This window comes from Streptomyces sp. NPDC048514, assembly GCF_043199955.1.
Taxonomy (GTDB): Bacteria; Actinomycetota; Actinomycetes; order Streptomycetales; family Streptomycetaceae; genus Streptomyces.
Genome location: NZ_JBICWT010000007.1, coordinates 338,126 through 360,328 on the forward strand (window position 1 = coordinate 338,126; position 22,203 = coordinate 360,328).

At 71.4% G+C, this 22,203-nt stretch carries 21 protein-coding genes; 20 read left to right on the plus strand and 1 reads right to left on the minus strand.

Annotated features, from left to right (window positions below; genetic code table 11):
• Positions 1–65 precede the first annotated feature (65 nt).
• The 7 genes from aroC (at position 66) to nusB (ending at position 6,519) form a co-directional block, all read left to right on the plus strand.
• Complete coding sequence (gene aroC, locus ACGFT2_RS18065; RefSeq protein ID WP_393278988.1) at positions 66–1,250, plus strand: chorismate synthase; 1,185 nt, start codon at positions 66–68, stop codon at positions 1,248–1,250.
• A 32-nt stretch (positions 1,251–1,282) separates the two neighbouring features.
• On the plus strand, positions 1,283–1,765 hold the full coding sequence (locus ACGFT2_RS18070) for a shikimate kinase (protein WP_393279219.1): 483 nt from the start codon (positions 1,283–1,285) through the stop codon (positions 1,763–1,765).
• Positions 1,762–2,853: a 3-dehydroquinate synthase gene (aroB, locus tag ACGFT2_RS18075; RefSeq protein ID WP_393278990.1), complete on the plus strand. Its 1,092-nt coding sequence runs from the start codon at positions 1,762–1,764 to the stop codon at positions 2,851–2,853. The genes ACGFT2_RS18070 and aroB overlap by 4 nt, the downstream gene beginning before the upstream one ends.
• Before the next feature lie 333 nt (positions 2,854–3,186).
• A complete protein-coding gene (locus ACGFT2_RS18080) occupies positions 3,187–4,098 on the plus strand; it encodes a Pro-rich N-terminal domain-containing protein (RefSeq protein ID WP_393278992.1) in 912 nt (303 codons plus the stop codon).
• Positions 4,099–4,370: 272 nt separating this feature from the next.
• Positions 4,371–5,477 (plus strand): aminopeptidase P family protein, encoded by a 1,107-nt coding sequence (locus ACGFT2_RS18085; RefSeq protein WP_393278994.1) that lies wholly within the window; start codon positions 4,371–4,373, stop codon positions 5,475–5,477.
• Positions 5,478–5,521: 44 nt separating this feature from the next.
• Positions 5,522–6,088, plus strand: a complete 567-nt coding sequence (efp, locus tag ACGFT2_RS18090) for an elongation factor P (protein ID WP_037742222.1) — start codon at positions 5,522–5,524, stop codon at positions 6,086–6,088.
• A gap of 2 nt (positions 6,089–6,090) precedes the next feature.
• The gene (gene nusB, locus ACGFT2_RS18095; protein ID WP_393278997.1) at positions 6,091–6,519 is read left to right on the plus strand and encodes a transcription antitermination factor NusB; all 429 of its coding nucleotides are present in this window, start codon (positions 6,091–6,093) and stop codon (positions 6,517–6,519) included.
• 290 nt (positions 6,520–6,809) lie between these two features.
• Here nusB and bldD read toward each other — a convergent pair whose 3' ends face one another.
• Positions 6,810–7,313, minus strand: coding sequence for a transcriptional regulator BldD (bldD, locus tag ACGFT2_RS18100; RefSeq protein WP_037859999.1), 504 nt, complete (start codon positions 7,311–7,313; stop codon positions 6,810–6,812).
• 253 nt (positions 7,314–7,566) lie between these two features.
• Between bldD and pyrR the strand changes: the two genes are divergently transcribed.
• The 13 genes from pyrR to metK all read left to right on the plus strand — a co-directional run bounded on the left by pyrR (position 7,567) and on the right by metK (position 21,951).
• Positions 7,567–8,139 (plus strand): bifunctional pyr operon transcriptional regulator/uracil phosphoribosyltransferase PyrR, encoded by a 573-nt coding sequence (gene pyrR, locus ACGFT2_RS18105; protein WP_393278999.1) that lies wholly within the window; start codon positions 7,567–7,569, stop codon positions 8,137–8,139.
• Between the two features lie 91 nt (positions 8,140–8,230).
• On the plus strand, positions 8,231–9,256 hold the full coding sequence (locus ACGFT2_RS18110; protein WP_393279001.1) for an aspartate carbamoyltransferase catalytic subunit: 1,026 nt from the start codon (positions 8,231–8,233) through the stop codon (positions 9,254–9,256).
• 5 nt (positions 9,257–9,261) lie between these two features.
• Positions 9,262–10,548, plus strand: a complete 1,287-nt coding sequence (locus ACGFT2_RS18115; protein WP_393279003.1) for a dihydroorotase — start codon at positions 9,262–9,264, stop codon at positions 10,546–10,548.
• The gene (locus ACGFT2_RS18120) at positions 10,545–11,105 is read left to right on the plus strand and encodes a hypothetical protein (RefSeq protein WP_393279005.1); all 561 of its coding nucleotides are present in this window, start codon (positions 10,545–10,547) and stop codon (positions 11,103–11,105) included. Before ACGFT2_RS18115 ends, ACGFT2_RS18120 begins: the two co-directional genes overlap by 4 nt.
• The gene (gene carA, locus ACGFT2_RS18125; protein ID WP_393279007.1) at positions 11,102–12,259 is read left to right on the plus strand and encodes a glutamine-hydrolyzing carbamoyl-phosphate synthase small subunit; all 1,158 of its coding nucleotides are present in this window, start codon (positions 11,102–11,104) and stop codon (positions 12,257–12,259) included. Before ACGFT2_RS18120 ends, carA begins: the two co-directional genes overlap by 4 nt.
• A complete protein-coding gene (carB, locus tag ACGFT2_RS18130; RefSeq protein ID WP_393279010.1) occupies positions 12,252–15,563 on the plus strand; it encodes a carbamoyl-phosphate synthase large subunit in 3,312 nt (1,103 codons plus the stop codon). The genes carA and carB overlap by 8 nt, the downstream gene beginning before the upstream one ends.
• 52 nt (positions 15,564–15,615) lie before the next feature.
• Positions 15,616–16,722, plus strand: coding sequence for a quinone-dependent dihydroorotate dehydrogenase (locus ACGFT2_RS18135; protein WP_393279012.1), 1,107 nt, complete (start codon positions 15,616–15,618; stop codon positions 16,720–16,722).
• Entirely contained in the window at positions 16,719–17,564 is an 846-nt protein-coding gene (gene pyrF, locus ACGFT2_RS18140) for an orotidine-5'-phosphate decarboxylase (protein ID WP_393279014.1), read from the plus strand. Before ACGFT2_RS18135 ends, pyrF begins: the two co-directional genes overlap by 4 nt.
• 268 nt (positions 17,565–17,832) lie before the next feature.
• Positions 17,833–18,156, plus strand: coding sequence for an integration host factor (locus tag ACGFT2_RS18145; protein ID WP_003977346.1), 324 nt, complete (start codon positions 17,833–17,835; stop codon positions 18,154–18,156).
• A 60-nt stretch (positions 18,157–18,216) separates the two neighbouring features.
• Positions 18,217–18,810: a guanylate kinase gene (gene gmk, locus ACGFT2_RS18150; protein WP_393279016.1), complete on the plus strand. Its 594-nt coding sequence runs from the start codon at positions 18,217–18,219 to the stop codon at positions 18,808–18,810.
• Between the two features lie 32 nt (positions 18,811–18,842).
• The gene (rpoZ, locus tag ACGFT2_RS18155) at positions 18,843–19,115 is read left to right on the plus strand and encodes a DNA-directed RNA polymerase subunit omega (protein WP_005319902.1); all 273 of its coding nucleotides are present in this window, start codon (positions 18,843–18,845) and stop codon (positions 19,113–19,115) included.
• A 129-nt stretch (positions 19,116–19,244) separates the two neighbouring features.
• Entirely contained in the window at positions 19,245–20,459 is a 1,215-nt protein-coding gene (gene coaBC / locus ACGFT2_RS18160) for a bifunctional phosphopantothenoylcysteine decarboxylase/phosphopantothenate--cysteine ligase CoaBC (protein ID WP_393279017.1), read from the plus strand.
• 283 nt (positions 20,460–20,742) lie between these two features.
• Positions 20,743–21,951 carry a methionine adenosyltransferase gene (gene metK / locus ACGFT2_RS18165; RefSeq protein WP_393279020.1) on the plus strand — a complete coding sequence of 403 codons (1,209 nt, stop codon included), beginning with the start codon at positions 20,743–20,745 and terminating at the stop codon, positions 21,949–21,951.
• Positions 21,952–22,203 lie beyond the last annotated feature (252 nt).

Genomic DNA, 22,203 nt, shown 5'->3' on the forward strand with positions numbered 1-22,203 from the left:
GCCGTCGCCGTACGCGGAACACGCGTACACGGGGCAGTACCGGGCGCGAACACTGAGGAGCACCGTTGAGCAGGCTGCGTTGGCTGACCGCGGGGGAGTCCCACGGTCCGGCACTGGTCGCGACGCTGGAGGGCCTTCCCGCCGGCGTGCCGATCACCACGGAGATGGTTGCGGACCACCTGGCACGGCGACGGCTCGGCTATGGCCGCGGTGCGCGTATGAAGTTCGAGCGCGACGAGGTCACCTTCCTGGGCGGCGTGCGGCACGGACTCACGCTCGGCTCCCCGATCGCCATCATGGTGGGCAACACCGAGTGGCCCAAGTGGGAGCAGGTCATGGCCGGTGACCCGGTCGACCCCGAGGTGCTGGCCAACCTCGCCCGCAACGCCCCGCTGACCCGGCCGCGCCCCGGCCACGCCGACCTGGCGGGGATGCAGAAGTACGGCTTCGACGAGGCCCGCCCCATCCTGGAGCGCGCCTCCGCCCGGGAGACCGCGGCCCGCGTGGCCCTCGGCGCCGTCGCCCGCTCCTACCTGAAGGAGACGGCCGGCATCGAGATCGTCTCCCACGTCGTGGAGCTGGCCGCCGCCAAGGCGCCCTACGGCGTCCACCCCACTCCGGCCGACGTCGGCAGGCTGGACGCGGACCCCGTGCGCTGTCTCGACGAGGACGCGTCGAAGGCGATGGTCGCCGAGATCGACCAGGCCCACAAGGACGGCGACACCCTCGGTGGCGTGGTGGAGGTCCTGGCCTACGGCGTTCCGGTCGGCCTGGGCTCGCACGTGCACTGGGACCGACGCCTGGACGCCCGCCTGGCCGCCGCCCTGATGGGCATCCAGGCCATCAAGGGCGTGGAGGTCGGCGACGGATTCGAGCTGGCCAGGGTGCCGGGCTCGAAGGCGCACGACGAGATCCTGACCACCGCCGACGGCATCAGGCGGGCCACCGGCCGCTCCGGCGGCACCGAGGGCGGGCTCACCACGGGCGAGCTGCTGCGCGTCCGCGCCGCGATGAAGCCGATCGCGACCGTGCCGCGGGCCCTGCGGACGGTGGACGTCTCCACCGGCGAGGAGGCCCAGGCCCACCACCAGCGCTCGGACGTCTGCGCGGTCCCGGCCGCCGGGATCGTCGCCGAGGCCATGGTCGCGCTCGTGCTGGCGGACGCGGTCGCGGAGAAGTTCGGCGGCGACTCGGTACCCGAGACCCGCCGCAACGTGCGGTCGTACCTCGACAACCTCCGGATCCGGTGAGCGCCGTGCCCGCGGTAGTCCTCGTCGGCCCGATGGGCGTCGGCAAGTCCACCGTCGGCCGGCTGCTGGCCGAGCGGCTCGGGACCGGCTTCCGGGACACCGACGAGGACATCGTCGCCGCCGAGGGCCGCGCCATCGCCGACATCTTCGTGGACGAGGGTGAGCCCGCCTTCCGGGCGATCGAGAAACGTGCGGTGCACACCGCGCTCGCCGAGCACGAGGGCGTCCTCGCGCTCGGCGGCGGCGCGGTCCTCGACGCCGACACCCGTGCACTGCTCGCCGGGCACCCGGTGGTCTACCTCTCCATGGACGTCGAGGAGGCCGTCAGGCGCACCGGCCTGAACGTGGCCCGCCCGCTGCTCGCGGTCAATCCGCGCAAGCAGTGGCGCGAGTTGATGGAGGCCCGGCGCCACCTGTACGAGGAGGTCGCCGCCGCCGTCGTACCGACCGACGGGCGTACCCCGGAAGAGGTCACCCGAGCAGCGCTGGACGCACTGGAGTTGAAGGAAGCATGAGCGAGGCAGTCACCCGGATCCAGGTCGCCGGCACCGCGGGCACCGACCCGTACGAGGTGCTCGTCGGCCGGCAGCTCCTGGGCGAGCTGGCCGGGCTGATCGGGCCGAGGGCCAAGCGGGTCGCGGTGATCCACCCCGAGGCCCTCGCGGAGACCGGCGACGCGCTGCGCGCCGATCTCGCCGAGCAGGGCTACGAGGCCGTGGCGATCCAGGTGCCGAACGCGGAGGAGGCCAAGACCGCCGAGGTCGCCGCCTACTGCTGGAAGGCGCTCGGGCAGTCCGGCTTCACCCGCACCGACGTCATCGTCGGCGTCGGCGGCGGCGCGAGCACGGACCTGGCCGGATTCGTCGCCGCGACCTGGCTGCGCGGGGTGCGCTGGATCGCCGTCCCGACCACCGTGCTCGCCATGGTGGACGCGGCGGTCGGCGGCAAGACCGGCATCAACACCGCCGAGGGCAAGAACCTGGTGGGCGCCTTCCATCCGCCGGCCGGTGTGCTGTGCGACCTGGCGGCGCTGGACTCCCTGCCGGTCAACGACTACGTCTCCGGGCTCGCCGAGGTCATCAAGGCCGGCTTCATCGCCGACCCGGCGATCCTGGACCTCATCGAGTCCGACCCCGAGGCGGCCCGGACCCCGGCGGGTCCGCACACCGCCGAGCTGATCGAGCGGTCGATCCGGGTGAAGGCCGAGGTGGTCTCCTCGGACCTGAAGGAGTCCGGTCTGCGGGAGATCCTCAACTACGGCCACACCCTGGGCCATGCGATCGAGAAGAACGAGCGCTACAAGTGGCGGCACGGCGCGGCCGTCGCGGTCGGCATGCACTTCGCCGCCGAACTGGGCCGTCTGGCCGGCCGGTTGGACGACGCGACCGCGGACCGGCACCGGACGGTCCTGGAGTCCGTGGGCCTGCCGCTGCACTACCGGCACGACCAGTGGCCCAAGCTGCTGGAGGCCATGAGGGTCGACAAGAAGTCCCGCGGCGACCTGCTGCGGTTCATCGTCCTCGACGGCCTGGCCAAGCCGACCGTGCTCGAAGGCCCCGACCCCGCCGTCCTCCTCGCCGCCTACGGAGAAGTGGGCCAGTAGGTCCGGTACCGCCCCGTACGTCCTCTTCTGCGCCGTCGATCCGCCGAGCGGAACGGGCACTTCGGGCCGCCCCCGGCCGTTTCACCAACGACGGCCGGGGACGGTACCGTTCGGTAGGGAGCAGGGCTCGCCCCCGCTGCCGGCGCCCGTCGCCTGCCGCGAGTGAGCCGGCGGGGCGTGTCGGAGACGGCAGACCATGGGGTGCCCTCGCCCGGGCGGAGCCGGGAGCGAGGACGGCACAGGCCCGAAGGGCCGTGCCCGGCCCGGCTGTCGGCCCCGACCCGGACGCCCCGAGGCGGACGAGCCGAAGACGACGAGACGGAGTGGCAACGGATGCAGCACGCAGTGGGGTCGCCGCTGCCGCCTCCCCACCAGCCGGGGCAGGGGCCGCAGTCCGGCTGGGCACAGGCGGGACACCACCCGGGCCCGCACCCGGGAGCCGCCCGTCCGGCCGGGCACCATCCCGGCCCGCTCCCGGGAGCCGCCCAGGGCCCCGCCCCCGTCCCCCCGCCACCCGCGGCCCCGGGCTTCCCGGCTCCGCCCGGTGCCGTGCCCCCGCCGCCGGCCGCGCAGCACCCTCCCGCCCAGCCGGCCCCCGATACCACCGGTCACGTGCCGCTGCCACCCGGCGGTCCCGTCGGAGTCCCCATGGCACCGCCCGCCGTGGCCATGGTCCCCGACCCGACCTCCACCACGCTGGCGGTCCTGCTGATCGGCCCGGCGGGCGCGGGCAAGACGAGCGTCGCCAAGTACTGGGCGGACCACCGGCGCGTGCCCACGGCCCACATCAGCCTGGACGACGTCCGCGAGTGGGTCCGCTCGGGCTTCGCCGACCCGCAGTCCGGCTGGAACGACAGTTCCGAGGCCCAGTACCGCCTCGCCCGCCGCACCTGCGGCTTCGCCGCCCGGAACTTCCTGGCGAACGGCATCTCCTGCATCCTGGACGACGCGGTCTTCCCGGACCGCCCGGTCGTGGGCCTCGGCGGCTGGAAGCGCCATGTGGGCCCCGGCCTGCTCCCGGTCGTCCTGCTGCCGGGCCTTGACATCGTCCTGGAGCGCAACGCCGAACGGACCGGCAACCGCCGCCTCACCGACGAGGAGGTGGCCCGCATCCACGGCCGCATGGCCGGCTGGTACGGCTCGGGGCTGCCGATCATCGACAACTCCCAGCTGGACGTCCCGGGGACGGCACGGGTGCTGGACGAGGTCCTGGCGAGGGCGATAGCCAGCCCGCCGAGCTGGTGAGCACGTGAAGCCCGCGGGCCGGTGAACACCCGAGCCGGCGAGCGCGCGGGCCGGTGAACACCCGAGCCGGCGAGCGCGCGGGCCCGTGAACGCGCGGGCCGGTGCGGCGGGTGGGCAGGGGGTGAGCGGAGCGGGCGCGGGGGACCGGGCGGGCGACTGCCGCTCGGCTGTGCCCGGAGCGCCTCCGTGCCCGGAGCGCCTCCGTGCCCTCACGGACCCCACTCGGCCCCCACCAAACGGCACGAATCGCTCAAAACTCCTACGCTCATCTCATGTCAGAGGTGTACGCGAACCGCCGATCCCGGCTGAGGGAACACTTCAACGCGGCCGGTGCCGCGGCAGCGCTCGTCACCCGTCCCGCCAATGTGCGCTACCTCGCCGCCGCGGCCCCGCAGGGCTCCGTCCTGCTCCTCGGCAGAGCTGAGGACGTGCTCGTCTGCGCCGGCCCGCCCGAGGACCGCCCCCACGAAGGCAGGCCGGACGAGAACCTGCGGTTGCACGTCCTGCCCGCACCCGACGGCGATCCCCCCGTCGCCGCGACCGGCCTCGCGGTGGCCCAGGGTGCCGACGCGCTGGCGGTGGAGGAGCACCACCTCACCGTGGCGCTGCACCGCGCCCTCGCCTCGGTCGCCCCCGGACTCCGCCTCACCGATCTCGGCGCGGCCGTAGAACAGCTCAGGGTCGTCAAGGACGAGGAGGAGATCTCCTGCCTGCGCATCGGCGCGGAGATCGCCGACCAGGCCCTCGGCGAGCTGCTGGAGTCCATCCTGGTCGGCCGCACCGAACGGCACCTGGCGCTGGAGCTGGAACGGCGCCTGGTCGACCACGGCGCCGACGGGCCCGCCTTCCCCACCTCCGTGGCCACCGGCCCGCACTCCGGGCGCCGCGGCCACCGCCCCACCGACCGGCGTGTGGAGGAGGGCGACTTCCTCTCCGTGTGCCTCGGCGCCACCTACCGCGGTTACCGCTGCGAGATCGGCCGTACCTTCGTCATCGGCACCTCGCCGGCCGACTGGCAGATCGAGCTGTACGACCTCGTCTTCGCCGCCCAGCGCGCCGGGCGGGAGTCCCTCGCGCCGGGGACCGCCTACCGTGACGTCGACCGTGCGGCACGCCAGGTCCTGGACTCCGCGGGGTACGCGGAAGCGCTCTCACCGCTGACCGGACACGGTGTCGGACTCGAAATCGACGAGGACCCGCAGCTGGCCCCCGCGGCCATGGGTAAACTGGACGCTTGCGTGCCGGTCACCGTCGAACCGGGGGTCCACCTCCCGGGCCGGGGCGGTGTCCGGATCGATGACACGCTCGTCGTGCGCCCCGAGGCGGACGGCGGACCCGAGCTACTCACCATCACGACCAAGGAGCTGCTCGCGCTGTAGCGCGTGACCCGGGGTCGTACGTCAGTCCAGGAGATTCCGCAACCGTGGCTTCCACGAACGACCTCAAGAACGGCCTGGTGCTCAAGCTCGAAGGCGGCCAGCTCTGGTCCGTCGTCGAGTTCCAGCACGTCAAGCCCGGCAAGGGCCCCGCCTTCGTGCGCACCAAGCTCAAGAACGTGCTCTCCGGCAAGGTGGTCGACAAGACCTTCAACGCCGGTGTCAAGGTCGAGACGGCCACTGTCGACAAGCGCGACATGCAGTTCTCGTACATGGACGGCGAGTACTTCGTCTTCATGGACATGGAGACGTACGACCAGCTGATGGTCGACCGCAAGGCCGTCGGCGACGCCGCCAACTTCCTCATCGAGGGCTTCACGGCCACCGTGGCGCAGCACGAGGGCGAGGTGCTCTTCGTCGAGCTGCCCGCCGCCGTCGAGCTGGTCGTCCAGGAGACCGAGCCGGGCGTCCAGGGAGACCGCTCCACCGGTGGCACCAAGCCCGCCACCCTGGAGACCGGCCACCAGATCCAGGTCCCGCTCTTCATCACCACCGGTGAGAAGATCAAGGTCGACACCCGCACCAGCGACTACCTCGGCCGGGTGAACAGCTAACCGTGGCTGCCCGCAACACGGCCCGCAAGCGCGCCTTCCAGATCCTCTTCGAGGGCGACCAGCGCGGCGCCGACGTCCTGACGGTCCTCGCGGACTGGATCCGGCTCTCCCGGTCCGACTCGCGACAGCCGCCGGTCAGCGAGTACACGATGCAGCTCGTCGAGGGGTACGCGGAGCACGCGACCCGCATCGAGGAGCTGATCGCGCAGTACGCGGTGGGCTGGACGCTCGACCGGATGCCGGTCGTCGACCGCAACATCCTGCGGCTGGGCGCGTACGAGCTGATCTGGGTCGACGAGACCCCGGACGCCGTCGTCCTGGACGAGATGGTGCAGCTGGCGAAGGAGTTCTCGACCGACGAGTCGCCCTCGTTCGTCAACGGTCTGCTGGGCCGGCTGAAGGAGCTCAAGCCGACGCTGCGGCGGAGCTAGCCGCCGGAACAACAGGGGCGCCGTGGGACTGCGGCAGCAGGGCGGCCGAGAGCCGTTTGTGGCTGCTCGCGCAGTTCCCCGCGCCCCTTCGGCGTGCGCGCCCCTCCCAGTGCCCGGAAGCGGCACGTGCGCGCCCCTCCCAGTGCCCAGAAGCGGCACGTGCGCGCCCCTCCCGGTGCCCGGAAGCGGCGCGGAAGCGGCGCGGAAGCGGCGCAGAAAGCCGCCGGGGCGGCCGGAACCACACGGTTCCGGCCGCCCCGGCGGCACGTTTCTGCTGAGTCCCTGGGCGGCTACGCCTCTTCGTGGGAGGCCACGGCGCGGCGCGCGTCCGCGTCCAGGACGCCCCAGCCGATCAGCTGCTCGGTGAGGACCGAGGGGGACTGGTCGTAGATGACGGCGAGCGTGCGCAGGTCGTCCTGGCGGATCGACAGCACCTTGCCGTTGTAGTCACCGCGCTGGGACTGGATCGTCGCGGCGTAGCGCTGCAGGGGGCCCGCCTTCTCGGCCGGCACGGTCGCCAGCCGCTCCAGGTCCAGGACCAGCTTCGGCGGCGGCTCGGCGGCGCCGCCCGGCGTGGTGCCCGGCAGCAGCTCCTGCACGGGAACGCCATAGAAATCGGCCAGCTCGGCAAGACGCTGCACGGTCACGGCGCGGTCACCGCGCTCGTACGAACCGACCACCACGGCCTTCCAGCGCCCCTGGGACTTCTCCTCGACACCGTGGAGGGAAAGGCCCTGCTGGGTGCGGATGGCCCGGAGCTTGGCCCCGAGCTGTTTGGCGTATTCGCTGGACATATGGCTCCCCGGACACTGTGTCGACGCGGCCGGTCTGTCTTCCCGCCGCGCGGCTGGTAACTCACTGTGAGGTTACGCAGCGTGACTCTCATGCGTCAAGCCGAATGGTCCACACCGACTCTTCCGTGGTAGTGGCCGCGCACTGCGCCAGGGGGGTGATCCGGGGGCCCCCGGCGACCTGCTAACGTGGTTGGCGCAAATCCGACGTCCTTTAAGGTCCGTCCCGTGAGGCGGAGAAGGAGGTCCGTTTCGTATGGACACGCACGCGAACCCGCAGGCGACCGATGCCCGGCCCGTTCTCGAGGGCCCCGACATCGCGCGCATGCTGACCCGTATCGCCCACGAGATCGTCGAGTGCGCCAAGGGCGCCGACGACGTGGTGCTCCTCGGCATTCCGACCCGGGGCGTCTTCCTCGCCCAGCGGCTCGCCGCCAAGCTGGAGCAGATCACCGACCGCAAGGTCCCCGTCGGCTCGCTCGACATCACCATGTACCGCGACGACCTGCGCATGCACCCGCCGCGTGCGCTGGCCCGCACGGAGATTCCCGGCGACGGCATCGACGGCAAGCTGGTCGTCCTCGTCGACGACGTGCTCTTCTCCGGGCGCACCATCCGCGCCGCCCTCGACGCCCTGAACGACATCGGGCGCCCGCGCGCGGTGCAGCTCGCGGTCCTGGTCGACCGCGGCCACCGCGAACTGCCCATCCGCGCCGACTACGTCGGCAAGAACCTCCCCACGTCGCTGCGGGAGACGGTCCGGGTCCAGCTCGCCGAGGAGGACGGTCGCGACACCGTGCTGCTCGGTGCGAAGCCGGCCGGCCAGTAGCAAGTCGGCGCGTACGGCCGCTTCGGCGTGCCGGCACGCGCTCCGGTTTGCCCTCATCCTCCCGAATGAACTGCCTTACGGAGCCTGACAGATGCAGCGTCATCTCATCTCGGCCGCCGACCTCACCCGCGACGACGCCGTCCTGATCCTCGACACCGCGGAGGAGATGGCCCGGGTCGCCGACCGGCCGATCAAGAAGCTGCCGACCCTGCGCGGCCGCACGATCGTCAACCTCTTCTTCGAGGACTCCACCCGCACCAGGATCTCCTTCGAGGCCGCCGAGAAGCGGCTGTCCGCGGACGTCATCAACTTCTCCGCCAAGGGCTCCAGCGTCTCCAAGGGCGAGTCCCTGAAGGACACCGCCCAGACCCTGGAGGCCATGGGCGTGGACGCCGTGGTGATCCGGCACGGCGCCTCCGGAGCGCCGTACCGCCTCGCCAACTCGGGCTGGATCGAAGCCGCCGTCGTCAACGCCGGCGACGGCACCCACCAGCACCCCACCCAGGCCCTGCTGGACGCCTTCACCATGCGCCGCCGGCTGGTCGGCAGGGACGCCGGCCTCGGCCAGGACCTGTCCGGCAGGCGGATCACCGTCGTCGGCGACGTCCTGCACAGCCGGGTCGCCCGCTCCAACGTCGACCTGCTGCACACGCTGGGCGCCGAGGTCACCCTGGTCGCCCCGCCCACCCTGGTGCCGGTCGGCGTCGAGAGCTGGCCCTGCGAGGTGTCCTACGACCTCGACAGCACGCTGCCCAAGTGCGACGCCGTGATGATGCTCCGGGTCCAGCGCGAGCGCATGAACGCCGCCTTCTTCCCGACCGAGCGCGAGTACTCACGGCGCTACGGCCTCGACGGCGACCGCATGGCCAGGCTGCCCGAGCACGCCATCGTGATGCACCCCGGCCCGATGGTCCGCGGCATGGAGATCACCGCCGAGGTCGCCGACTCCGACCGCTGCACCGCCATCGAACAGGTCGCCAACGGCGTCTCCATCCGGATGGCCGTCCTGTACCTGCTGCTCGGCGGAAACGAACCCGCACACGCCCGCCCACCCGTCTCCCACCGCCACCCTTCCGACGAGCGCTTCGCGCACCCCTCCGGTCCCGAGGAGAAGTAAGACCCATGAGCAAGATCCTGATCCGCGGTGCGAAGGTGCTCGGCGGCGAGCCGCAGGACGTGCTGATCGACGGCGAGAGCGTCGCCGAGGTGGGCACCGGTCTGAGCGCCGAGGGCGCAGAGGTGGTCGAGGCCGAGGGCAAGGTGCTGCTGCCGGGCCTGGTCGACCTGCACACCCATCTGCGCGAGCCGGGCCGCGAGGACTCCGAGACCGTGCTCACCGGCACGCGGGCGGCCGCGGGCGGCGGCTTCACCGCCGTGTTCGCCATGGCCAACACCTTCCCGGTCGCCGACACCGCCGGCGTCGTCGAGCAGGTCTGGCGGCTCGGCCGGGAGCACGGCTACTGCGACGTGCAGCCCATCGGAGCCGTCACCGTCGGCCTGGAGGGCAGGAAGCTCGCCGAGCTGGGCGCCATGCACGAGTCGGCCGCCGGCGTCACCGTCTTCTCCGACGACGGCAAGTGCGTGGACGACGCCGTGATCATGCGGCGTGCCCTGGAGTACGTGAAGGCCTTCGGCGGCGTCGTCGCCCAGCACGCCCAGGAGCCGCGGCTCACCGAGGGCGCGCAGATGAACGAGGGCGTCGTCTCCGCCCAGCTGGGCCTGGGCGGCTGGCCTGCCGTCGCCGAGGAGTCGATCATCGCGCGGGACGTGCTGCTCGCCGAGCACGTCGGCTCCCGGGTGCACATCTGCCACCTGTCCACCGCGGGCAGCGTCGAGATCGTCCGCTGGGCCAAGTCCCGCGGCATCCAGGTCACCGCCGAGGTCACGCCGCACCACCTCCTGCTCACCGACGAGCTGGTGCGCACCTACAACCCGGTCTACAAGGTCAACCCCCCGCTGCGCACCGAGCGCGACGTGCACGCCCTGCGCGAGGCCCTGGCCGACGGCACGATCGACATCGTCGCCACCGACCACGCCCCGCACCCGCACGAGGACAAGGACTGCGAGTGGGCCGCCGCCGCCATGGGCATGGTCGGGCTGGAGACCGCGCTGTCGGTGGTCCAGGAGACCATGGTCGAGACGGGTCTGCTCGACTGGGCCGGCGTCGCCGACCGGATGTCCTTCAAACCCGCGCAGATCGGACAGGCCACCGGGCACGGCCGTCCCGTCTCGGCTGGTGAGCCCGCCAACCTCACCCTCGTCGACACGGCATACCGTGGCCAGGTGGACCCCGCGGGCTTCGCCTCGCGCAGCCGCAACACCCCCTACGAGGGGCGCACGCTGCCGGGCCGTGTGACGCACACGTGGCTGCGGGGCAAGGCCACGCTCGTCGACGGGAAGCTCACGTGACACCTGTAATCCTGCTGGCCGAGGCCAAGAAGTCGGCCGAGGTCACCGACTGGGGAGCCCGCATCGGCTGGCTCGTCGGACTCGTCCTGTTCATCGCGCTCGTCTACTGGCTGATGCGCGAGGGCTGGAAGTGGCGCGGCACGCTCCAGAGCGACCTGCCCGCGCTGCCCGGCGCGCCGGAGGAGACCGGCCCGGCGAAACTGGGCATGAGCGGCCGCTACCACGGCTCGACCACCGCCGGGCAGTGGCTGGACCGGATCGTGGCCCACGGTCTGGGCACCCGCAGCCGGGTCGAGCTGACCCTGACGGACCAGGGCCTGGAGGTCGAGCGCCCCGGAGCGACCGACTTCTTCATCCCCACCGCCGCGCTGCGCGAGGCCCGGCTCGACAAGGGCATCGCGGGCAAGGTCCTCACCGAGGGCGGGCTGCTCGTGGTGACCTGGGCGCACGGCGACAAGCTGATCGACTCCGGCTTCCGCTCCGACCACGCCGCCGAGCACACCGAATGGGTCGACACCCTGAACCAGATGATCAACGACACGGAAGGCGCACGATGACGACCTCCACCAGGGGAAGCTCCTCCCAGAGGAACAGGGCGCTTCCCGCCGTACTCGTCCTGGAGGACGGCCGCACCTTCCGCGGCCGCGCCTACGGGGCCGTGGGGGATACCTTCGGCGAGGCCGTGTTCTCCACCGGCATGACCGGCTACCAGGAGACCCTGACCGACCCGTCGTACGACCGCCAGATCGTCGTCGCCACCGCCCCGCAGATCGGCAACACCGGCTGGAACGACGAGGACGACGAGTCGGGCCGCATCTGGGTCTCCGGCTACGTCGTGCGCGACCCCGCGCGCGTGCCGTCGAACTGGCGGGCCAAGCGCTCCCTGGACGACGAGCTGGCGCGCCAGGACGTGGTCGGCATCTCCGGCATCGACACCCGGGCCCTCACCCGCCACCTGCGCGAGCGCGGCTCGATGCGCGCCGGCATCTTCTCCGGCGACACCCTCGCCCCCGAGCCGGAGCTGCTGGAGCGGGTGCAGGCCCAGCCGCACATGAAGGGCGCGAGCCTCTACGAGGAGGTCGCGACCAAGGAGGCGTACGTCGTCCCGGCGATCGGCGAGAAGCGCTTCACGGTCGCCGCCATCGACCTCGGCATCAAGGGCATGACCCCGCACCGCATGGCCGAGCGCGGCATCGAGGTGCACGTGCTGCCCGCCACGGCCACCGCCGACGAGGTCTACGCCGTCGGCCCGGACGGGGTGTTCTTCTCCAACGGTCCCGGCGACCCGGCGACCGCCGACGGCCCCGTGGCGCTGATGCGGGCCGTCCTGGAGCGCCGGACGCCCCTGTTCGGCATCTGCTTCGGCAACCAGATCCTCGGCCGCGCCCTCGGCTTCGGCACCTACAAGCTCAAGTACGGCCACCGGGGCATCAACCAGCCCGTCCAGGACCGTACGACCGGCAAGGTCGAGGTCACCGCGCACAACCACGGCTTCGCCGTGGACGCGCCGCTCGACAGGGTGAGCGAGACGAAGTTCGGCCGCGCCGAGGTCTCCCACGTCTGCCTGAACGACGACGTCGTGGAGGGGCTGCAGCTGCTCGACCAGCCGGCCTTCTCCGTCCAGTACCACCCCGAAGCGGCAGCGGGCCCGCACGACGCCGCCTACCTCTTCGACCGCTTCGTCTCCCTGATGGAGGGCCAGCGTGCCTAAGCGCACCGATATCCAGTCCGTCCTGGTCATCGGCTCCGGCCCGATCGTCATCGGTCAGGCCGCCGAGTTCGACTACTCCGGCACCCAGGCGTGCCGTGTGCTCCGGGCCGAGGGCCTCCGGGTGATCCTCGTCAACTCCAACCCGGCGACGATCATGACCGACCCGGAGATCGCCGACGCCACCTACGTCGAGCCGATCACCCCCGAGTTCGTCGAGAAGATCATCGCCAAGGAGCGCCCCGACGCCCTGCTGCCCACCCTGGGCGGCCAGACGGCCCTGAACACCGCCATCTCGCTGCACGACAACGGCGTCCTGGCCAAGTACGGCGTCGAGCTGATCGGCGCCAAGCCCGAGGCGATCCACAAGGGCGAGGACCGCGACCTGTTCAAGGGCGTCGTGGAGGCCGTCCGCGCGAAGATCGGGCACGGCGAGTCCGCCCGCTCGGTCATCTGCCACTCCATGGACGACGTCCTCCAGGGCGTCGAGACCCTCGGCGGCTACCCGGTCGTCGTCCGCCCGTCCTTCACCATGGGCGGCGCCGGCTCCGGCTTCGCCCACGACGAGGAGGAGCTGCGCCGCATCGCCGGCCAGGGCCTCACCCTCTCGCCGACCACCGAGGTGCTCCTGGAGGAGTCCATTCTCGGCTGGAAGGAGTACGAGCTGGAGCTGATGCGCGACAAGCACGACAACGTCGTGGTCGTCTGCTCCATCGAGAACTTCGACCCGATGGGCGTGCACACCGGTGACTCGATCACCGTCGCGCCCGCGATGACGCTGACCGACCGCGAGTACCAGATCCTGCGCGACGTCGGCATCGCCGTGATCCGCGAGGTCGGCGTCGACACCGGCGGCTGCAACATCCAGTTCGCGGTGAACCCCGAGGACGGGCGGGTGATCGTCATCGAGATGAACCCGCGCGTGTCGCGGTCCTCGGCGCTCGCCTCCAAGGCGACCGGATTCCCGATCGCGAAGATCGCCGCCAAGCTGGCTGTCGGCTACACCCTGGACGAGATCCCGAACGACATCACGCAGGAGACCCCGGCCTCCTTCGAGCCCACGCTCGACTACGTGGTCGTCAAGGCCCCGCGCTTCGCATTCGAGAAGTTCCCGCAGGCCGATTCCACGCTGACCACCACCATGAAGTCGGTCGGCGAGGCCATGGCCATCGGCCGGAACTTCACCGAGGCCTTCCAGAAGGCGCTGCGCTCGCTGGAGAAGAAGGGCAGCCAGTTCACCTTCGTCGGCGAGACCGGCGGCGACAAGGACGCGCTGCTGCGCGAGGCCGTACGGCCCACCGACGGCCGGATCAACACGGTCATGCAGGCCATCCGCGCGGGCGCCACCCCCGAGGAGGTCTTCGAGTACACGAAGATCGACCCGTGGTTCGTGGACCAGCTCTTCCTGATCAAGGAGATCGCGGACGAGCTGGCCGAGGCGCCCGAGCTGACCGCCGGCCTGCTCGCCGAGGCCAAGCGGCACGGCTTCTCCGACCAGCAGATCGGCGAGATCCGCGGTCTGCGCGAGGACGTCGTCCGCGAGGTCCGGCACGCCCTCGGCATCCGGCCGGTCTACAAGACGGTCGACACCTGCGCCGCCGAGTTCGCCGCGAAGACGCCGTACTTCTACTCCTCCTACGACGAGGAGAACGAGGTCGCCTCCCGCGAGAAGCCCGCAGTGATCATCCTGGGCTCCGGCCCGAACCGCATCGGCCAGGGCATCGAGTTCGACTACTCCTGCGTCCACGCCTCCTTCGCGCTGTCCGACGCCGGGTACGAGACCGTGATGGTCAACTGCAACCCGGAGACCGTCTCCACGGACTACGACACCTCCGACCGCCTGTACTTCGAGCCGCTGACGCTGGAAGACGTGCTGGAGATCGTCCACGCGGAGTCCCTCGCCGGCCCGATCGCCGGTGTGATCGTCCAGCTGGGCGGCCAGACCCCGCTCGGCCTGGCGCAGGCCCTGAAGGACAACGGCGTGCCGGTCGTCGGCACCTCCCCGGAGGCGATCCACGCCGCCGAGGACCGCGGTGCCTTCGGCCGGGTCCTCGCCGAGGCGGGCCTGCCGGCCCCCAAGCACGGCACGGCCACCACCTTCGGCGAGGCCAAGGCCATCGCCGACGAGATCGGCTACCCGGTCCTCGTGCGCCCGTCGTACGTGCTCGGCGGGCGCGGCATGGAGATCGTCTACGACGAGACCCGCCTCGCCGCCTACATCGCCGAGTCCACCGAGATCAGCCCCTCCCGGCCGGTCCTCGTCGACCGCTTCCTGGACGACGCCATCGAGATCGACGTGGACGCGCTCTACGACGGCGAGGAGCTGTACCTGGGCGGCGTCATGGAGCACATCGAGGAGGCCGGCATCCACTCCGGCGACTCGGCGTGCGCCCTGCCCCCGATCACCCTCGGCGGCTTCGACATCAAGCGGCTGCGCGCCTCCACCGAGGCCATCGCCAAGGGCGTCGGCGTGCGCGGCCTGATCAACATCCAGTTCGCCATGGCTGGCGACATCCTCTACGTCCTGGAGGCCAACCCGCGCGCCTCCCGCACGGTGCCCTTCACCTCCAAGGCCACCGCGGTACCGCTCGCGAAGGCCGCCGCCCGCATCTCGCTGGGCGCGACCGTCACCGAGCTGCGGGCGGAGGGGCTGCTGCCGAAGAACGGCGACGGCGGTGAGCTGCCGCTGGACGCGCCGATCTCCGTCAAGGAGGCCGTCATGCCCTGGTCGCGGTTCCGCGACATCCAGGGCCGCGGCGTCGACACCGTGCTCGGCCCGGAGATGCGCTCCACCGGCGAGGTCATGGGCATCGACTCCGTCTTCGGCACGGCGTACGCGAAGTCCCAGGCGGGTGCCTACGGCCCGCTGCCCACCAAGGGCCGCGCGTTCATCTCGGTGGCCAACCGGGACAAGCGCTCGATGATCTTCCCGGCGCGCGAGCTGGTCGCCCACGGCTTCGAGCTGCTCGCCACCTCCGGCACCGCCGAGGTCCTCAAGCGCAACGGCATCAACGCCACGGTCGTGCGCAAGCAGTCCGAGGGCACCGGCCCCAACGGCGAGAAGACCATCGTCCAGCTCATCCACGACGGCGAGGTCGACCTCATCGTCAACACCCCGTACGGCACCGGTGGCCGCCTCGACGGCTACGACATCCGTACGGCCGCCGTGGCCCGGTCCGTGCCCTGCCTGACGACCGTCCAGGCGCTCGCCGCGGCCGTCCAGGGCATCGACGCCCTCAACCACGGTGACGTGGGCGTCCGCTCGCTCCAGGAACACGCGCAGCACCTGACCGCGGCCCGCGACTAGCAGCCGGAGAGGGGGACACCGGAAACGGTGTCCCCCTCTTCACGAGGACACCATGTACCAGAACTTCTTCCGCCTCGTCTTCTCCCGCATGGACCCGGAGAAGGCCCACCACCTCGCCTTCCGCTGGATCCGGCTCGCCGTGCGCGTCCCCGTACTGCGCACGTTCCTCGCGGCCGTGCTCGCGCCCCGCTACAAGGAGCTGCGCACCGAGGCCTTCGGGCTGCGCATGCACGGCCCCTTCGGGCTCGCCGCCGGCTTCGACAAGAACGCCGTCGCCATCGACGGGATGTCGATGCTGGGCTTCGACCACGTCGAGATCGGCACGGTGACGGGCGAGCCGCAGCCCGGCAACCCCGGGAAACGGCTCTTCCGGCTCGTCGCCGACCGGGCGCTGATCAACCGCATGGGATTCAACAACGACGGCTCGCTGGCGGTGGCGGCGCGTCTCGCCACCCGGGAGCCGGTCTTCCGGACCGTCGTCGGGGTCAACATCGGCAAGACCAAGGTCGTCCCCGAGGCGGAGGCCGTCGGCGACTACGTGAAGTCGGCCGGGCGGCTCGCCCCCTACGCCGACTACCTGGTCGTGAACGTCTCCTCGCCGAACACGCCCGGCCTGCGCAACCTGCAGGCCACCGAGGCGCTCCGCCCGCTGCTGAGCGCCGTGCGCGAGGCCGCCGACCGCACGGTCGCGCACCGGCGCGTCCCGCTGCTGGTGAAGATCGCCCCCGATCTCGCCGACGAGGACGTGGACGCCGTCGCCGATCTCGCCGTGGAGCTGGGCCTGGACGGCATCATCGCCACCAACACCACCATCGCGCGCGAGGACCTCGGGCTGCGGTCCGGCCCCGCGCTCGTGCAGGAGACCGGCGGCCTGTCCGGCGCGCCCCTCAAGGAACGGTCCCTGGAGGTCCTCCGGCGCCTGTACGCGCGCGTGGGCGACCGGATCACCCTCGTGGGCGTCGGCGGCGTCGAGACCGCCGAGGACGCCTGGCAGCGCATCCTGGCCGGTGCCACGCTGGTCCAGGGCTACAGCGCGTTCGTCTACCAGGGACCCTTCTGGTCCCGTGCGATCCACAAGGGCCTCGCCGCGCGTCTGCGCACCAGCCCCTACGCCACGCTCGCCGACGCGGTCGGCGCCGACGTGAGGAAGCCCGCATGACTGTTCTGGAGCCCTTCGGCGCCCGGCTGCGCCGGGCCATGGACGAGCGCGGCCCGCTGTGCGTGGGCATCGACCCGCACGCCTCCCTGCTCGCCGAGTGGGGACTGAACGACGACGTCGCCGGCCTCGAGCGGTTCAGCCGCACGGTCGTCGAGGCGGTGGCCGACCGGGTCGCGGTCATGAAGCCGCAGATCGCCTTCTTCGAGCGGTTCGGCTCGCGCGGCATCGCCGTCCTGGAGAGCACGGTCCGTGAGGCACGCGCGGCCGGCACGCTGGTCGTGATGGACGCCAAGCGCGGCGACATCGGCTCGACCATGGCCGGGTACGCCGAGGCCTACCTGCACAAGGACGCCCCGCTGTTCTCCGACGCCCTCACCGTCTCGCCCTACCTCGGCTACGGCTCGCTCAGCCCGGCCGTGGCGCTGGCCCGGGAGAGCGGCGCCGGTCTGTTCGTGCTGGCCCTGACCTCGAACCCGGAGGGCCCCGAGGTCCAGCACGCGGTCCGCGCGGACGGCCGTGGCGTGGGCGCGACCATGCTGGCCCACCTGGCGGCCGAGAACGCGGGAGAGGAGCCGCTGGGCTCCTTCGGGGCGGTCGTCGGCGCGACGGTGGGCGACCTGTCGTCGTACGGCCTCGACATCAACGGCCCGCTCCTCGCGCCCGGCGTCGGCGCGCAGGGCGCGACGGCGGCGGACCTTCCCCGGGTCTTCGGATCGGCGGTGCGCAACGTCGTGCCGAACGTCAGCCGGGGTGTTCTGCGTCACGGTCCCGACGTCGGGGCGCTGCGGACGGTCACCGCGCGCTTCGCGGAGGAGATCCGCACCGCCGTCGGCGCCGCCTGAGCCGTCCGAGAAGTGCCCGGCCGGGCGGCGCCGGGACGACTTGAGCGTGAATACATGCTCAAATCGGGGGCATTATGTCTGAAATGTCCGACCTGACGGAGGCTGACCAGGACTTTTCCGCTGTTCTCGCTGACTCCGGCGGACTTGCCCGCTAGTCTCCGAGCAGAGTGAACGGGCGAAGCGTGTTGCTCGTAGCTCCCCAGGTGTGGGGCGACTAGGTTCCTCACCGGTCCGTATCCGACAGTTCGACATCCGAGGTGACGTAGGCGTGGCTCTTCCGCCCCTTACCCCTGAACAGCGCGCAGCCGCGCTCGAAAAGGCCGCCGCGGCTCGCCGGGAGCGGGCCGAGGTCAAGAATCGACTCAAGCACTCCGGCGCCTCCCTGCACGAGGTCATCAAGCAGGGCCAGGAGAACGACGTCATCGGCAAGATGAAGGTCTCCGCGCTGCTCGAGTCGCTGCCCGGCGTGGGCAAGGTCCGCGCCAAGCAGATCATGGAGCGTCTGGGCATCTCCGAGAGCCGCCGTGTGCGCGGGCTCGGTTCGAACCAGATCGCGTCCCTGGAGCGTGAGTTCGGCAGCACCGGCTCCTGACTCCGGCTTCGGCCGGACCGGGAGTCCCGGGCACTCCGGGATTGCTGGAATAATCGCCACATGGCAGTAACACTCCGGGGGACGACCCCCGAGCCCCCGGACGCACGTCCGCGGCTGACCGTGCTCTCCGGCCCCTCGGGGGTCGGCAAGAGCACGGTCGTCGCCCATATGCGCAAGGAACACGCCGAGGTCTGGCTCTCGGTGTCGGCGACGACCCGCAAGCCACGCCCCGGTGAGCAGCACGGAGTCCACTACTTCTTCGTCACCGACGACGAGATGGACAAGCTGATCGCCAACGGCGAGCTGCTGGAGTGGGCCGAGTTCGCCGGCAACCGCTACGGCACGCCCCGCGCGGCCGTGCTGGAGCGGCTGGAGAACGGCGAGCCCGTCCTGCTGGAGATCGACCTCCAGGGCGCACGGCAGGTCCGCGAGTCGATGTCCGACGCCCAGCTGGTCTTCCTGGCTCCGCCCTCCTGGGAGGAGCTGGTGCGCAGGCTCACCGGGCGGGGCACCGAGCCGCCCGAGGTCATCGAGCGCCGCCTGGAGGCCGCCAGGACGGAGCTTGCGGCCGAGCCCGAGTTCGACCAGACCCTGGTCAACACCTCCGTCGAGGACGTGGCCCGTGAGCTGCTAGCCTTGATGAACGTTGTGTGACTGATTCTTTTCCATCCATCGGAAGGTAGAGCGTGTCCTCTTCCATCACCGCGCCCGAGGGCATCATCAACCCGCCGATCGACGAGCTGCTCGAGGCAACCGACTCGAAGTACAGCCTCGTGATCTACGCGGCCAAGCGGGCCCGCCAGATCAACGCGTACTACTCGCAGCTCGGCGAGGGCCTCCTCGAGTACGTCGGTCCGCTCGTCGACACCCACGTCCACGAGAAGCCGCTCTCGATCGCCCTGCGCGAGATCAACGCCGGTCTGCTGACCTCCGAGGCCATCGAGGGCCCGGCGCAGTAGTACTTTCAGATCGCAGTTGCTTCATCCACAGGCCCGGCAGTCATGCTGCCGGGCCTGTGGTGTGTGATGGTCTCGTACGGCGCCGCACACGGTGGCTCGTACGTTGCCTCGTTGCCGAGCCGGGGAGAGATGGCGGAGATGGCGGACAAGCCGAGGGTCGTTCTGGGCGTCAGCGGCGGCATCGCCGCGTACAAGGCCTGTGAGCTGCTGAGAAGGTTCACCGAGTCGGGACACGACGTGCGCGTGGTGCCCACCGCCTCCGCGCTGCACTTCGTCGGGGCCGCCACCTGGTCCGCCCTGTCCGGCAACGCCGTCTCCACCGAGGTCTGGGACGACGTCCACGAGGTGCCGCACGTCCGCATCGGCCAGCACGCCGACCTGGTCGTCGTGGCCCCGGCCACGGCCGACATGCTCGCCAAGGCCGCCCACGGCATCGCCGACGACCTGCTGACCAACACGCTCCTCACCGCCCGCTGCCCGGTCGTCTTCGCGCCCGCCATGCACACCGAGATGTGGGAGCACCCCGCCACCCAGGAGAACGTGGCCACGCTGCGCCGCCGCGGCGCCGTGGTCGTCGAGCCCGCCGTCGGCCGCCTCACGGGCGTCGACACCGGCAAGGGCCGGCTGCCCGACCCGGGGGAGATCTTCGAGGTCTGCCGCCGGGTGCTGGCCCGCGGCGTCGCGGAGCCCGACCTGCGAGGACGTCATGTCGTCGTCTCGGCCGGCGGCACGCGTGAGCCCCTCGACCCGGTCCGCTTCCTCGGCAACCGTTCCTCCGGCAAGCAGGGCTACGCCCTCGCCCGCACCGCCGCCGCGCGCGGCGCCCGTGTGACATTGGTCGCGGCCAACGCCGGCCTGCCCGATCCGGCGGGCGTCGACGTCGTCCGCGTGGGCACGGCCGGCCAGCTGCGCGAGGCCGTCCTGAAGGCGGCGGCGGACGCCGACGCGGTGGTCATGGCCGCCGCCGTCGCCGACTTCCGCCCCGCGGCCTACGCCACCGGGAAGATCAAGAAGAAGGACGGTCAGGACCCCGAGCCGATCGTCCTGGTGCGCAATCCGGACATCCTCGCGGAGATCTCCGCCGGCCGTGCCCACCCCGGACAGGTGATCGTCGGTTTCGCCGCCGAGACCGACGACGTCCTCGCCAACGGCCGCGCCAAACTCGCCCGCAAGGGCTGTGACCTGCTCGTCGTCAACGAGGTGGGGGAGCGCAAGACGTTCGGCTCCGAGGAGAACGAGGCGGTCGTGCTGGGCGCCGACGGGAGCGACACGCCGGTGCCGCACGGACCCAAGGAGGCCCTCGCGGACACCGTCTGGGACCTCGTGGCCGCCCGGATGGGCTGACCCGCTCCGCCATCCGTGAGGGGCCCGGTTCGGCCGACCGGGCCCTTTTGTTTCGGCCGTACGACATCACTTTTGCGCCGGACAATGGCGCGTGGCGGCTCTGGCCAAGGCCGCTCGCCATTGTGCAGAATGCCCGTGCCGCAGGTCACAGCGCTCCCGAGAGGCGAGACGGTGGCTCATCGGCGGAGTGCGACCGATAAACTGTTCACGGTCGACGGCGGGCGCAGCCCTCGCGTCGACCGCAAATGATCAGCCAGCAGCCGCTGCAACCACAGGGAGCGTTGTGTCCCGTCGCCTGTTCACCTCGGAGTCCGTGACCGAGGGTCACCCCGACAAGATCGCTGACCAGATCAGCGACACCATTCTCGACGCGCTTCTGCGCGAGGACCCGACCTCCCGGGTCGCCGTCGAGACGCTGATCACCACCGGCCTGGTGCACGTGGCCGGCGAGGTGACGACGAAGGCGTACGCGGACATCGCGACCCTCGTCCGCAGCAAGGTCCTCGAGATCGGCTACGACTCCTCCAAGAAGGGCTTCGACGGCGCCTCCTGCGGCGTGTCGGTGTCCATCGGTGCCCAGTCGCCCGACATCGCGCAGGGCGTGGACACCGCCTACGAGAACCGCGTCGAGGGCGACGACGACGAACTGGACAAGCAGGGCGCCGGCGACCAGGGCCTGATGTTCGGCTACGCGTCCGACGAGACGCCGACCCTCATGCCGCTGCCGATCTTCCTGGCGCACCGCCTGTCCAAGCGACTGTCCGAGGTCCGCAAGAACGGCACCATCCCCTACCTGCGCCCGGACGGCAAGACGCAGGTCACCATCGAGTACGACGGCGACAAGGCCGTCCGCCTCGACACGGTGGTCGTCTCCTCCCAGCACGCCTCCGACATCGACCTCGAGTCGCTGCTGGCCCCCGACATCCGCGAGTTCGTCGTGGAGCCGGAGCTGAAGGCGCTCCTGGACGAGGGCATCAAGCTCGACACCGAGGGCTACCGCCTGCTGGTCAACCCGACCGGCCGCTTCGAGATCGGCGGTCCGATGGGTGACGCCGGCCTGACCGGCCGCAAGATCATCATCGACACCTACGGCGGCATGGCCCGGCACGGCGGCGGCGCCTTCTCCGGCAAGGACCCGTCCAAGGTGGACCGCTCCGCCGCCTACGCCATGCGCTGGGTCGCCAAGAACGTCGTGGCGGCGGGCCTGGCCTCCCGCTGCGAGGTCCAGGTCGCCTACGCCATCGGCAAGGCCGAGCCCGTCGGCCTCTTCGTGGAGACCTTCGGCACCGCAAAGATCGACGTCGAGAAGATCGAGAAGGCGATCGACGAGGTCTTCGACCTGCGTCCGGCCGCGATCATCCGCGACCTCGACCTGCTGCGCCCGATCTACTCCCAGACCGCCGCCTACGGCCACTTCGGCCGTGAGCTGCCCGACTTCACCTGGGAGCGCACCGACCGGGTGGACGCCCTGCGCGCGGCCGTGGGCCAGTAGGACCCGCAGCCGACCCACAGCTCCTGCCGCCGAGGCCCGGTCCCTTTCGAGGGGCCGGGCCTCGGCGCGTCCGCCGGTCCGAAGCCATGCCGGTCGGGGTGCCTGACGTTCGGGATCATGACGTTCGGGATCCAGGCCGGTCCGGGGCCATGCCGGTCGTGGATCGGTATGGCCCCGGACCTGTGCGGCGGTCCCGGCGCACGTCGGGGGCCCGGTGCCTCGGCCGACGGGCGCCGATGTCGGTGCCGTTTG

Excerpts from the sequence above, each read along its gene's own strand:
- gmk (WP_393279016.1), top strand. The coding sequence starts at position 18,217 with ATGGCAGTAACACTCCGGGGGACGACCCCCGAGCCCCCGGACGCACGT.
- ACGFT2_RS18085 (WP_393278994.1), top strand. The coding sequence starts at position 4,371 with ATGTCAGAGGTGTACGCGAACCGCCGATCCCGGCTGAGGGAACACTTC.
- pyrF (WP_393279014.1), top strand. The coding sequence starts at position 16,719 with ATGACTGTTCTGGAGCCCTTCGGCGCCCGGCTGCGCCGGGCCATGGAC.
- carA (WP_393279007.1), top strand. The coding sequence starts at position 11,102 with ATGACGACCTCCACCAGGGGAAGCTCCTCCCAGAGGAACAGGGCGCTT.
- ACGFT2_RS18135 (WP_393279012.1), top strand. The coding sequence starts at position 15,616 with ATGTACCAGAACTTCTTCCGCCTCGTCTTCTCCCGCATGGACCCGGAG.
- bldD (WP_037859999.1), bottom strand. The coding sequence starts at position 7,313 with ATGTCCAGCGAATACGCCAAACAGCTCGGGGCCAAGCTCCGGGCCATC.
- ACGFT2_RS18110 (WP_393279001.1), top strand. The coding sequence starts at position 8,231 with ATGCAGCGTCATCTCATCTCGGCCGCCGACCTCACCCGCGACGACGCC.
- aroB (WP_393278990.1), top strand. The coding sequence starts at position 1,762 with ATGAGCGAGGCAGTCACCCGGATCCAGGTCGCCGGCACCGCGGGCACC.
- ACGFT2_RS18070 (WP_393279219.1), top strand. The coding sequence starts at position 1,283 with ATGGGCGTCGGCAAGTCCACCGTCGGCCGGCTGCTGGCCGAGCGGCTC.
- pyrR (WP_393278999.1), top strand. The coding sequence starts at position 7,567 with ATGGACACGCACGCGAACCCGCAGGCGACCGATGCCCGGCCCGTTCTC.
- ACGFT2_RS18080 (WP_393278992.1), top strand. The coding sequence starts at position 3,187 with ATGCAGCACGCAGTGGGGTCGCCGCTGCCGCCTCCCCACCAGCCGGGG.
- ACGFT2_RS18115 (WP_393279003.1), top strand. The coding sequence starts at position 9,262 with ATGAGCAAGATCCTGATCCGCGGTGCGAAGGTGCTCGGCGGCGAGCCG.
- coaBC (WP_393279017.1), top strand. The coding sequence starts at position 19,245 with ATGGCGGAGATGGCGGACAAGCCGAGGGTCGTTCTGGGCGTCAGCGGC.